9 protein-coding genes are annotated in these 11,814 nt (G+C 70.4%); 1 reads left to right on the top strand and 8 read right to left on the bottom strand.

The genetic code is table 11. The annotated features are described in order from the left end of the window. Positions 1-205 precede the first annotated feature (205 nt). The 3 genes from ACQP1V_RS22145 to ACQP1V_RS22135 all read right to left on the bottom strand — a co-directional run bounded on the left by ACQP1V_RS22145 (position 206) and on the right by ACQP1V_RS22135 (position 2,805). On the bottom strand, positions 206-1,030 hold the full coding sequence (locus tag ACQP1V_RS22145; protein WP_433411277.1) for a MerR family transcriptional regulator: 825 nt from the start codon (positions 1,028-1,030) through the stop codon (positions 206-208). Beyond that, positions 1,014-1,937 carry an alpha/beta fold hydrolase gene (locus ACQP1V_RS22140; protein WP_433411275.1) on the bottom strand — a complete coding sequence of 308 codons (924 nt, stop codon included), beginning with the start codon at positions 1,935-1,937 and terminating at the stop codon, positions 1,014-1,016. Before ACQP1V_RS22140 ends, ACQP1V_RS22145 begins: the two co-directional genes overlap by 17 nt. Positions 1,938-2,052: 115 nt before the next feature. Next, on the bottom strand, positions 2,053-2,805 hold the full coding sequence (locus tag ACQP1V_RS22135; protein ID WP_433411273.1) for a dienelactone hydrolase family protein: 753 nt from the start codon (positions 2,803-2,805) through the stop codon (positions 2,053-2,055). A 421-nt stretch (positions 2,806-3,226) separates the two neighbouring features. On the opposite strand from ACQP1V_RS22135, the gene ACQP1V_RS22130 reads away from it, so the two are divergent. Continuing rightward, positions 3,227-5,896, top strand: a complete 2,670-nt coding sequence (locus tag ACQP1V_RS22130) for a DUF6493 family protein (protein WP_433411271.1) — start codon at positions 3,227-3,229, stop codon at positions 5,894-5,896. A 157-nt stretch (positions 5,897-6,053) separates the two neighbouring features. Here the strand turns inward: ACQP1V_RS22130 and ACQP1V_RS22125 are convergent, their stop codons facing one another. The 5 genes from ACQP1V_RS22125 to ACQP1V_RS22105 all read right to left on the bottom strand — a co-directional run bounded on the left by ACQP1V_RS22125 (position 6,054) and on the right by ACQP1V_RS22105 (position 11,761). Further along, positions 6,054-8,444 (bottom strand): ATP-binding cassette domain-containing protein, encoded by a 2,391-nt coding sequence (locus ACQP1V_RS22125; protein WP_433411269.1) that lies wholly within the window; start codon positions 8,442-8,444, stop codon positions 6,054-6,056. Between the two features lie 225 nt (positions 8,445-8,669). After that, positions 8,670-9,080 (bottom strand): VOC family protein, encoded by a 411-nt coding sequence (locus tag ACQP1V_RS22120; RefSeq protein WP_433411267.1) that lies wholly within the window; start codon positions 9,078-9,080, stop codon positions 8,670-8,672. Between the two features lie 5 nt (positions 9,081-9,085). Continuing rightward, positions 9,086-9,538, bottom strand: coding sequence for a helix-turn-helix transcriptional regulator (locus ACQP1V_RS22115; RefSeq protein ID WP_433411265.1), 453 nt, complete (start codon positions 9,536-9,538; stop codon positions 9,086-9,088). Positions 9,539-9,690: 152 nt separating this feature from the next. Further along, positions 9,691-10,371, bottom strand: coding sequence for a DUF4097 family beta strand repeat-containing protein (locus ACQP1V_RS22110; RefSeq protein ID WP_433411263.1), 681 nt, complete (start codon positions 10,369-10,371; stop codon positions 9,691-9,693). Between the two features lie 265 nt (positions 10,372-10,636). Next, on the bottom strand, positions 10,637-11,761 hold the full coding sequence (locus tag ACQP1V_RS22105; protein WP_433411261.1) for an epoxide hydrolase family protein: 1,125 nt from the start codon (positions 11,759-11,761) through the stop codon (positions 10,637-10,639). Positions 11,762-11,814: the final 53 nt, after the last annotated feature.

The following is an 11,814-nucleotide window of genomic DNA, read 5'->3' as shown; positions in this document are numbered from 1 at the left end:
CAGTGGCTCTCGGACGACGCCGGCGACGACCGTGGTCACCACCTTGTGAACCGCCTGTGCCTCCGGCGGGACGCGGCCTGCCCCAGCCGGCCCGCAAAGGCCGGCGGCCCTTCGCGTTGATCGAAGACATCCGCGAGCCGCTGGAAGCGCTGTCTGCCCGGCCCCGCCATCGCCGCGGCCCGCCATGCTTACGACACCCGATCACCTACCTGATCGGGAGATGCTCACCCGAAGGACACGTCGGCCCGGCGCGGTTTCCCTGTGGGTCCACGCGCTCGAGCTTGGTCCAGCCGGTCCAGCCGCGCTTCTTCAGCAGCTCGATCAGCCGACGGGCCGGCGGCACAGTGTCGAACGCCAGTGTGTCCATCAGCCTGACCAGCGGAGGCTCGATGTCGGTGTCGTCAACGTAGTCCTCGCCCTGCTCGTCGGCCAACTGCGTGATGTAGGCGGCTAGTTCGTCGGCCAGCTCGGCCAGCCGTGGGTCGTCGGCGGTCCGGTCGAGAACCTGGCTGAGGGTGAGATAGAAGTCGATGAGCTGCGGGTCGGCGATCTGCTCCCGCTTGCGTGCCATCCACTCCGGGACTCGCTCAGGTGAGTGCGCGGCCAGCAGGATCCAGCCGTCACGCTCGGCCCGGACGATCCGTTCGTCGACCCTGAGCACCCGCAGTCGGTCGAGATACTCGACCACCTCCGGCGGCAGCGTCAGGCTGTCCCCGGCGGCGAGCCGGGCGATCTGCTCCCGGTGCCGCTGCCGCTGCCGGATCTCCGCCCGCAGCCGCTTGTCGATGTCCGCGACCGCCGCGGCGAACTCCTCCTCGTCGGCCCGCAGCAGCTCCCGGACCCGAGCCAGCGGGACCCCTGCCTGCGCGAGAGTCCGGATCTTGATCAGCTCGATCACGGCGCCGGCGTCGTACCTGCGGTAGCCGGAGTGGTCCCGCTCCGGCTCCGGCAGCAGCCCCTTGGCGTGATAGTGCCGCACCGCGCGCACCGTCACTCCGGCGTACGACGCCAGCTCACCGATGGTCAGCATCCCGCCAGTCTCCTCGGGTGTGGCCGACAGGGCCGTGTGTACTCCGGATGATCTGGGCGATCTCCGGGGCGTGGGTGAAGACCAGCCCGTGGTCGGCGTCGAGCCAGGACGTGTCGATGCGCGGCTGCTCGCGGCCAAGCCGCTCGACGCCGGCACGCCAGTTCTGATTGAACCGCGACGCATGCCCTGCGCCGCTGTCGCCGGCCATCGAGGTCGACATGATCATGCTGATGGGCCGGTCGATCTTCTGGTACCGGCCCAAGATCTCGGACCGTACCGCATCGATCTCGACATTCAGGTCGAGAATCTCCTGGGCGGTGAGCAACACCTGACGCGCGGTGCCCCGCACGGCCTCCTGCTGCGTCACCATGTCCTCCCACATTGCGCGGAACTCCGGCAGGACGGCCTCGGTGATGAACGGCTCGGGCACCGGGTTCGCCCCATCGATGAGAACAAGCCCGGCGACGCTGCCAGGGTGCTCGGAGGCATAGTGCACGGCCAGGTCCGCGCCCAGCGAGTAGCCCACCAGCACGGGCGCCGCGTCCAGGTCGAGGCGTGCCAGCTCCGCCATCACGGCGGCCAGATCGCTGAGGAACGCCTCGAAGGAGTACCGGCCGGCGGCCGAGGCGAGGCCATGCCCCCGCAGGTCGAAGGTCACCACGTCGTGGTCGCGCCGCAGCAGGTCGGCCAGCTCGTGCAGGTCGGCCCGCGTCGAGTTCAGCCCGGGGCACAGGACCAGCGGTCGCCCCCGGCCGCCGCGAGACACCGGGATTGTGACGCCGTCGTGGTGGATCGTGAAGTGCCGCATCGTCCTGTCGCTTCTCTCGGCCCGCTGCCCATCGTCGCCGTGGTCGCCGTACGACTCGCGCGGGCCGGCGACCTCCACCGCACTGTTCTTCGTGGTCATGCCACCATGCTGAGAGGTTGCCCCTGCGTCAGGGTCAACCGTCGCGGCGACATGACCTCCGCGAATGCTCGGCTTCGGGGCTCATCTCACGCATCCGAGCGGGGGAGCGGGGGCTTCAGGCGGGCCCGGCCGCCGCGCCGTGCCGGCCGGTGAAATCGAGGATCCGCCGCCAGGCGTCCGCGCACGCCTCACCCCACTCGGCGTAGGCGCGGTCAAAGAAGGAGTGCGGGGCGCCGGGATAGGCGTGGGCCTCGTACGGCACGCCGGCCTCGGCGAGTTCGCCGGTGAACTCCTCGAACTCCCTGGCCGGGGTCACGCTGTCGTTGCCCGCGATGAGCAACAGCAGTGGGCGGCGCATCTCCGGGATCACCTCGCGGACCAGCGCCGGGCGGCCGTAGAAGCCGATCACACCGGACAGGTCCACCGGGCCTGCGGACAGCCGCCACGACATGCTGCCGCCGAAGCAGAATCCCGCGGTGAAGGCGGGGCCGGTCGCCCCGCGCCCGGCCAGGTGCTCCAAGGCCACCGAGACGTCGGCGGCGACGTTGCGCGGGTCCACGTGAGGCAGGTGCGACCGGAACGGAAAGCCATCGCCGCGCTCGTCGTTCTCGGTGGTGCGGCCGAACCAGTCGATCGCCGCGGTCGCGAACCCGGCCTCGGCGAACCGTACGACAAGGTCGCGATAGTAGGGGTGCAGCCCGCGCACGTCGGGCAGCACGACCATCCGCCCGCGCGGCGGCCGGGCGGGCAGGGCGACGTGCGCGGCCAGGCGGCTGCCGTCCGCCGAGGTCAGCGTGACGGGCTCGTGCTCCGCGACCGGGCCCGGGGCGGGCGGGGCGGGCGGGCGGCTGTCGGTGGAGTGGCACATAGTCCAACTCTGCGACAGTCGTCACCGAGCCGAACACCCGCCCTCCGGTTACGCCGGCATCCATGCCATCGGGGGCCGCTTCGGGGCACCCCGTCAGCTGCTGCGCTCCAGCGGCGAGGGCATGCCCGCCCACGCACTCCGGCGGGCCGTACCGAACATCACCGGCAACGTCGTGGCCGTGGTCTTCCTCGGCCGGCGGAGGCCGTTCTCACGTCGGAAGCTTGACGGACATGTGGTGATATGGGCCGACGACATATAGGCCGACGACGTCTGCGCGACGCACAGCGGAACTGTCGGTGGCGATCAGTATGGTCCCCGCCATGGTTGATGCGCTGCCGACGTATTCACACGTTCGCTCTTCCCCGCCCGACCCGGTGTCAGGCCGCCCGGGTCCGTCCACCTCCTACTGCCCGGTGCTCGCATGAACCCGTGGCAGGAGGTCGTGGAGCGCATCGAAGGGCGTCACGACGACGACCTGATGGACGTCCTCGCGTCCCTCGGCGAGCTGGAGCGGCAGGTGGTGGCCGAGCGGCTTCGCCGCTATCTGGCGGACCGCCTCGCCGAGGGAACGGCGACACGCTGGAAGGTCGAGAGCCAGGCCGCGGGACTTCGCCTCGCGGGCGCGGCCTGCTTCACGCGCCCGGCTCAGGTGGCGGCCTGGCTCGGTCGGCGCGAGCTGCGCCGGGTGCCCGACCCGCGCCTGGACGCCGAGCGCATCCGGTCGCTGGTGCGGGACCGGCCGCAGGAGTGGCGCGCGGACCTCGCGGCTCGGCTGGTACGGCGGCTGCCGCGCCCGGCCGGCCGGTGGCGTCGTCTCGACGGCCCGCCGGGGTGGGAGCTGGCTGTCGGGCTGCTGGTGGAGACGGGCAGCGAGCCGCCGGAAGCGGACACGTTCGTCGATGGCTGGGTCCGCCACGCGAGCGCGACGCGCCGCGAGAACGGCGGGCGCGCCACCATCGAGGACGACCCGCTGCTCGACGCGATGGTCCCGCGGCTGTTCCGCGCGGAGGGGGTCGCCGCCACGCTGGCCGCGGACCACGAGTGGGCCCCGGAGACGTCGCTCGTCTCGGCACTCGCCGCCCTCGGCGACTCCGGCCGGCTGAAGCGCCAGGATCTGATCGACGGTTGCGCCGCGCGCTTCCTCGCCGGGGGCGACGTGGCGGAGCTCCGCCCGTTCGTGACGTTGTGGACGGATCTGCGGCCCTCGTCGGCGGAGATCCCGCTGCTCGACTTCGTCCGGCTGCTGCCGTCGGCCGCGTCGCCGTTCGTGCAGATGGCGCTTGACGCGCTGGGCCCGGCCGACGACGAGGGCCTGCTCGGTGACGAGCTGTTCGCCGAGGCGGTCCACGCCCTCGCCTTCCGGCCGGAGAAGAAGTTCGTCACGGCCGCCCTGCGGTGGATCGCACGCTCGGCGACCGGTGCCGGGGCTCCCGGGCGGGCCGGCGGCGCGCTGGCCGCGCTGGCGATGGTATTCGGCCACGAAGACGCCACCCTCCAGGGCCGGGCGGTACGGCTCGCGGTGGCGCTCGCCGCGCATGCGGACCCGTTGGCGGCGGAGGAGGTCCGGACGGCGGCGGGCGAGCTTGTGCCCGAGCTCCGGGAGCAAATCGCGGCCGTCTTCGGCGAGGTGACGGCCGAGGAGCCGGAAGATCCACCCACAGCCGCGGCCCTGATCGTGGCGCCGCTGCCCGGCCTCCTGCCGCCCATCACCTCGGCGGAGGAACTGGCGGTCGAACTGGGCCGCCCCTCCCTCTGGCCTGAGGAGCCCGCCGTGTTCGAACGCATCCTCGCGGCGCTGGTCGAACTCACCCACCGTGACCGCGCGGCCGTCGTCGCGGCGCTCACCCCGTGGCGGCGGCGCGCCTGGCGCGAGCCGTTCGACTCCCATGTCTACGTGTACGGCATCAGCGGTTTCGACCAGCTCGCCCATTCCCTGCTGTCCCGGGCCGCGCTGGCGGTGGTGTCTCCTGAGGAGAGCAGGGAGCTCACCGGTCGGCTGGCCGACTACCAGCGCGAACACCCGCCTTACGACCGGAGCATCCAGGTGCTCGTCCAGCGCCGGCTACGCGAGGTGCTCTTCATGCTGGAAGCCGGACACTCGATGCCGCTGCTGCTCGCGACGCCGACCGCCGCGACCGGACACGTCGACCCCGACATTCTGCTCGACCGGATGGAACGCCTCGAGGGCGCCGAACCGCTGCCCGCCGACTTCCACCAGGCGCTGCTCCGGCTGCCCAGGACCGTGGACCCGGCGACGGCCGTACGGGCGGAACGACTGACCTCGGAGGCGGGGCGGCGCCTGGCGGCACTGCTGCGTGACGGCGGGCTGCCCGATCCCACGGTGACGAGCGATGTCGGGAGCCGTCGCGGGTACGACAGCATTTACGGCACCCAGATGGCCATCCAGAGGATGCGTTCCCGGGTGACGCCGCCTCCGGGTGTCCCCGAGGAGATCCGGAAGCTGTGGGCCGTGGAGACCGACGAGGTGTCGGGGGCCCACTCGGGTGAGACGGTGTGGTGGCCGACGATCATGCCGTCCCACCGCGACGTCGTAGCCGCGCACCTTCTGGAATCCGCCCCATGGCTGGCCCACGGCTATGACGGCCAGATGGAGGCGCTCCGGAGGCTCGTCCACGGGGACGGCCCGGTCGGCGCGGCGACGGCCGGGGCGATCGTCTGCGTCATGGCCCACGCGCGGCCGGCACGGCGTGCGGCGGCGACCGACGCCCTGGTCACACTGGCCGCGCGGGACGAGGTGCCCGCGGCGGAGATCGGACGCTTGCTCGTGGACATGGCCGTCGCGGGCCTGCTGAAGCTCAACCGAGCGGTGGCCGTCCTGGACGACGCCGTGCGGGCGGGGGCGCACGCTTCGGTGTGGTCGATCCTCACGGAGGCGCTGCCCGCGCTGCTGCCCGCGGCGGGGGAGAGGGCCAGGGCGGGGCTCGGGGACCTCCTCGCGGTCGGTGCCAGAGCGGCCGCCCTGGCCGGAGCGCGCGCCGACATCCCGGAGCTCGCCGCGGTCGCGACGCGGCGCGGGGGTAGCCGGGTGGTCGAGGAGGCACGTCGCCTCCACCAGCGCTTGTCGGCGTGACCGGAAGCGCCCCCGTGTGGGGCGCTTCCGGGCGTGGACGGCCCTCGGATAGACCGAGCTACCTCAACCCTTCTCCGCGCCGGCCGACGCCGCCTCCGCGGAGGACGAGGAGAGGCGTCGGCTCATCGCGCCGACCTCCGGCTTTCCCGCTGCCGACCTACCGGTCGATGCCGACGTATGCGGCGAGGTGCTCGCCCGTGAGGGTGGAGCGGGCCGCGACGAGGTCGGCGGGTGTGCCCTCGAAGACGATCCGGCCACCGTCGTGGCCGGCGCCGGGGCCGAGGTCGATGATCCAGTCGGCGTGCGCCATGACCGCCTGGTGGTGCTCGATGACGATGACCGACTTGCCGGACTCGACGAGCCGGTCGAGCAGGCCGAGCAGCTGTTCGACGTCGGCGAGGTGGAGGCCGGTGGTCGGCTCGTCGAGGACGTAGACGCCGCCCTTCTCGGACAGGTGGGTGGCCAGCTTGAGCCGCTGCCGCTCGCCGCCGGACAGAGTGGTGAGCGGCTGGCCGAGGCTGAGGTAGCCGAGCCCGACGTCGGCGAGCCGGTGGAGGATGGCGTGCGCGGCCGGCGTGCGCGCCTCGCCGGCGCGGAAGAACTCCTCGGCCTCGGTCACCGACATCGCGAGCACCTCGCTGATGTCGCGGCCGCCGAAGTGGTAGTCCAGCACCGACGCCTGGAACCGCTTCCCCTCGCACTCCTCGCAGGTGGTGGCGACGCCGGCCATCATCGCCAGGTCGGTGTAGATCACGCCGGCGCCGTTGCAGGTGGGGCAGGCGCCCTCGGAGTTGGCGCTGAACAGCGCCGGCTTCACGCCGTTGGCCTTCGCGAACGCCTTGCGGATCGGGTCGAGCAGTCCGGTGTAGGTCGCCGGGTTGCTCCGTCGCGAGCCGCGGATGGCCCCCTGGTCGATCGACACCACACCCGCGCCGGCCGGGACCGACCCGTGCATGAGCGAGCTCTTGCCGGAACCGGCGACGCCCGTGACGACGACAAGCACCCCGAGCGGGATGTCGACGTCGACGTCGCGCAGGTTGTTCGCCGTCGCGCCGCGGATCTCCAGGGTGCCGGTGGGCGTCCGTACCGTGTCCTTGAGGGCGGCCCGGTCGTCGAGGTGGCGGCCGGTGATGGTGTCGCCGGCCCGCAGCTCCTCGACGGTGCCCTCGAAGCAGACGGTGCCGCCCGCCGTACCGGCGCCGGGGCCGAGGTCGACGACGTGGTCGGCGATCGCGATCGTCTCCGGCTTGTGCTCCACGACGAGCACCGTGTTGCCCTTGTCGCGCAGCCGCAGCAGCAGGTCGTTCATCCGCTGGATGTCATGGGGGTGCAGGCCCGTGGTGGGCTCGTCGAAGACGTAGGTGACATCGGTGAGCGAGGAGCCGAGGTGGCGGATCATCTTGACGCGCTGCGCCTCACCGCCCGACAGCGTGCCCGACGGCCGGGCGAGCGAGAGGTAGCCCAGCCCGATCTCCACGAACGAGTCGAGGACCTGCTGCAGCGTGGCGAGCAGCGGCGCCACCGACGGCTCGTCCAGGCCGCGGACCCATTTGGCCAGGTCACTGATCTGCATCGCGCACGCGTCGGCGATGCTGATCCCGTTGATCTTCGACGACCGGGCGGCCTCGCTGAGCCGGGTGCCGTCGCATTCGGGGCAGATGGTGAAGGTGACCGCCCGCTCCACGAACGCCCGGATGTGCGACTGCAGCGAATCGACGTCCTTGGACAGCATCGACTTCTGGATCTTCGGAATCAGACCCTCGTAGGTCAGGTTGATGCCATCGACCTTGATCTTGGTCGGCTCCTTGTAGAGGAGGTCGTTCAGCTCCTTCTTGGTGAACTCGCGGATCGGCTTGTCCGGGTCGAAGAAGCCGCAACCGCTGAAGATGCGGCCGTACCAACCGTCCATGCTGTAGCCGGGGATCGTGAGAGCGCCCCCGTTGAGCGACTTGCTGTCGTCGTAGAGCTGGGTCAGGTCGATGTCGTTGACCGAGCCCCGGCCCTCGCAGCGCGGACACATGCCGCCGGTGACGCTGAAGGCGCGACGCTCCTTCACCTTCTGTCCGGCGCGCTCCACGGTGACCGCGCCCGCTCCGCTGATCGAGGCGACGTTGAAGGAGAACGCCTGGGCAGAGCCGATGTGCGGCGTCCCGAGTCGGCTGAAGAGGATGCGCAGCATCGCGTTGGCGTCGGTGGCGGTGCCGACCGTGGAGCGGGGGTCGGCCCCCATTCGCTGCTGGTCCACGATGATCGCGGTCGTCAGCCCGTCAAGCACGTCGACGTCGGGCCGTGCCAGCGTCGGCATGAAGCCCTGGACGAACGCGCTGTAGGTCTCGTTGATCAGTCGCTGCGACTCCGCGGCGATCGTGCTGAACACCAGCGAGCTCTTGCCCGAGCCGGAGACGCCGGTGAACACCGTCAGCCGGCGCTTGGGGATCTCGACGCGGACGTCCTTGAGGTTGTTCTCACGCGCGCCATGCACGCGGATCAGATCGTGGCTGTCGGCAACGTGCAGCGCAGGCGACTGCGTGTCCGTCCTCGTGCTCATGCTTTTCGTGACTCCATCTATTGGGCCTGTTAGGCGGGGCCGCCTTCGCGGTCTCCGTCGGCATCGCCTGTTCGATCCAACCAGCTTCGAGCAGTGCGTCCGGTTCTTCTTCGTCGGCGCGGTCGCGGCAACGATCCGGCGCCATGTCCGATCGCGGTGCCGGCCGAGGCCACGTGACGCCCGCCCGGTATCAGCCGGACGGGCGTCGCGTGGCCCGCGCACGGCTCAGCGCAGTTCCTGAATGCGGACCAGGTTGCCCGCCGGGTCGCGGAAGGCGCAGTCGCGAACCCCGTACGGCTGCTCGGTCGGCTCCTGGACGACCTCGGTGTCACCGGCCTGCAGCTTCTCGAACGTGCCGTCAAGGTCGGGGGTAGCCAGCAAGATCCAGCCGTAGGTGCCTTTCGCCATCATCTCGGCGATGGTGCGGCGCTCGTCGTCGGTGATGCCGGGGTCGGCGGCCGGCGGCGCCAGGAGGATGGACGTGCCGGGTTGGCCGGCGGGGCCGACCGTGATCCAGCGCATCTTGCCGTGTCCGACATCGCTGCGGACCTCGAAGCCGAGGGTGTCGCGATAGAAGGACAGGGATGCGTCCGGGTCGTCATGCGGGAGAAAGGACGTGTGAATAGTGATATCCATGCGGGTCAGGCTATGTGCGGCTCGGGAGTCGGCGCTTCTCGATTCCTGACCGGTCTGGTCACCTGCTTCGCCACGCACGACGGCATCCCGGCTGTCGCCCGCGCCGCCTCCCGCCGGTACGCGCTGGGCGGCATACCGACCAACTCCGTGAAACGCGTACTGAAGGTGCCCAGAGAAGAGCAGCCGACCGCGAAACAGACCTCGGTGACGCTCAGGTCACCACGACGCAGCAACGCCATCGCGCGCTCGATGCGACGCGTCATCAGATAGGAGTACGGCGACTCCCCGTAGGCGAGCCGGAACTGGCGGCTGAGGTGCCCGGCCGACATGTGCACGCCACGGGCCAGCGCCTCCACGTCCAGCGGCTGCGCGTACTCCCGGTCGATCCGGTCCCGAACACGCCGCAGTCGCGCGAGGTCGCTCAGATGCTGCGAGGTGGCGGATCTGTTGCTTGTCACAGGAGAATCGTAGGTCGGGCCGGGCGGTGCGGAACTCGCCGCCCGAGGAGGGCGTGGACAGGCGAGCCGGCGGGCCGGCGCCCTTGATGAACACCAAATCCCCGCCGTTCCCGGAGGAAGGCGGGGAAGATGTCGCCGGGCAGCGGCGCGAACTACGCGGGCAGAAGGCTGACGTTGCCGGAACCGGTGTGGATCACGACCCTGTGCGGCGAGCCCAGATCGGTCTTCACCGAGATCGTCGTGTCACCCGATCTCGTCTGGGTGTCCACGCTGTATGGCCCGTCGGGAAGTGTGATCTTCGCATCCCCTGAGCCGGCCGACACGTTGACGTTGTCGGGAGCGGTGGCGTACTTCAGCGTGGCGTTGCCCGAGTCGGCCTCGACCTTGAGCTCCTTACCCGTCAGCGCGGTGCCTTCCAGGTCCCCGGACCCCACCTTGGCCGTGATCGGACCGCTCAGCTCGGTGAGGTACACGTCACCGGAACCGGTTTCCACTTTGGTGGGGCCGCTCAGCGCGTTCAGGCGGACGTCACCCGAACCGGCTTTCGCCTCTACCCGCATGCCCTTGGGCACCTTGACCTTGTAGCTGACCGAGCAGTTGTCCATGGCGTGCGGGCACTCGTAGCTCATCACGAGAGCGTCACCCTCCACCCTGTGCTCGGTGACGGGCTTGCCTGAGGACCAGCGGAGGGTCTCGCCCACCTTGACGACGCTGTCGTCCGCCTCGCCGACCTCGATCTCACCCGAGCCGCCCACCAGGACGACCCTGGCCACCTTGTCCTTCACGTCGTACGTGACGGTCTCGTTGTTGGCTGCTCGCGTGATGTTCTGCAAGCCACATCCACTCACCAACGCCGCGGAAGCCAGCAGACCGCCCGTTATCACCATCGCCTTCACAAGGAAGATCATGCAGCATCATCTGGCCTCGCGCGGTAGGGCATACCCCCCGATCTCTCCTCCGGGATCCCCGAATCCAGGCCATCAGTGAACGGCCAGCCGGGTCCCGGCCTGCGCAGCCGGATCATCTGGGCCGAGCGACTCGAGGTGCCCCTGGGGGCACTGCTGTGGGCGTTCGCCCGGCCCGTCGTGCACTTCCTGGTCAGGCGCTCGCTGCGGAAGCCGGCTCGGCCAGCGGGCCGAAGAACGCCCGCACGTCCGCCATCAGCAGGTCGGGCACCTCGAGCGCCAGGTAGGCGCCGCCGCGGTCGAGCTCGGTCCAGCGCTGGATGTTGGCGTCCCGCTCGGCGAAGCGGCGGATGGTGACGTCATCCTTGGCCAGCAGCACGGCCGTGGGAACGGTCACCTGCGGCTTGGGGGCGTAGGCGCCCGGGTCGTGGCCCATGTCGTAGTAGAGGTTGGCCACCGACCCCGCGGTGGCGGTGAACCACATGATGCTCACGTCGGTCAGCACCCGGTCGCGAGAGAAGGCGTCCTCGGGCAGCTCGGCTGCGGAGTCGGTCCACTCCTTGAACTTCTCCACGATCCACGCGAGCTGCGCGACCGGTGAGTCGGTCAGCCCGTAGGTGATGGTCTGCGGCCGGGTCGACATGATCTGGTTGAATCCGAGGCCCTCCTGCATGAAGTTCTGCATGATGCCCAGCCGCCGCTGCTCGTCGGCGGTGAACTCGCTCTCGTCCGGCGAGGGGAAGGCGACCCAGGCGTTGACGTGCACGCCGACTACCCGCTCGGGCACCTGGCGGGCCAGCTCCAGGCCGAGGTTGGCGCCTCCGCCGCCGCCCTGCGTCCCGAACCGCTCGTAGCCGAGCTTGGACATCAGCTCGGCGAAGGCCGCAGCCGTACGGGGAACCGTCCAGCCCGGCTCGGTGACATAGCCGGAGAACCCGACGCCCGGGCAGGAAGGGACGACCAGGTGGAAGTCGCGCGACAGCTCGTCGAGCACGTCGAGGAAGCCGATCACGCCGCCCGGGTTGTCGGGCAGGAGCAGCAACGGCAGGGCGTCCTCGGAGCTCGACCTGATGTGGAAGAAGTGGATGTTCTGCCCGTCGATCTCGGTGACGAACTGCGGGTGCTTGTTGTACTCAGTCTCGGCCGCCCGCCAGTCGAAGTCGTTGAGCCAGTAGTCGGCCAGTCCCTTGAGGTAGTCCAGGGGTACGCCGCGGCTCCAGCCCTGCCCGGCGATCTCGCGGGTCCATCGGGTGCGCCGGAGCCGTTCGTGCAGGTCATCGAGGTCGGCCTGGGCAATGTTCACGCTGTATGGCTTCATGTCGACAACAGTAGAAGGAGCCCAAGATCTCGGCATGAGTCATCGCATAGGTA

It is taken from the genome of Microtetraspora malaysiensis (genome assembly GCF_050947145.1).
GTDB classification, from domain to species: Bacteria; Actinomycetota; Actinomycetes; order Streptosporangiales; family Streptosporangiaceae; genus Microtetraspora_A; species Microtetraspora_A malaysiensis.
The sequence above is the reverse complement of the archived record's forward strand: the minus strand, read 5'-3'. Positions and strand labels throughout refer to the sequence as shown.

Bases quoted from the DNA above. Each gene is read 5' to 3' on its own strand.
- ACQP1V_RS22120 (WP_433411267.1), bottom strand. From the start codon at position 9,080: ATGGATATCACTATTCACACGTCCTTTCTCCCGCATGACGACCCGGAC.
- ACQP1V_RS22135 (WP_433411273.1), bottom strand. From the start codon at position 2,805: ATGTGCCACTCCACCGACAGCCGCCCGCCCGCCCCGCCCGCCCCGGGC.
- ACQP1V_RS22125 (WP_433411269.1), bottom strand. From the start codon at position 8,444: ATGAGCACGAGGACGGACACGCAGTCGCCTGCGCTGCACGTTGCCGAC.
- ACQP1V_RS22130 (WP_433411271.1), top strand. From the start codon at position 3,227: ATGAACCCGTGGCAGGAGGTCGTGGAGCGCATCGAAGGGCGTCACGAC.
- ACQP1V_RS22105 (WP_433411261.1), bottom strand. From the start codon at position 11,761: ATGAAGCCATACAGCGTGAACATTGCCCAGGCCGACCTCGATGACCTG.
- ACQP1V_RS22145 (WP_433411277.1), bottom strand. From the start codon at position 1,030: ATGCTGACCATCGGTGAGCTGGCGTCGTACGCCGGAGTGACGGTGCGC.
- ACQP1V_RS22140 (WP_433411275.1), bottom strand. From the start codon at position 1,937: ATGACCACGAAGAACAGTGCGGTGGAGGTCGCCGGCCCGCGCGAGTCG.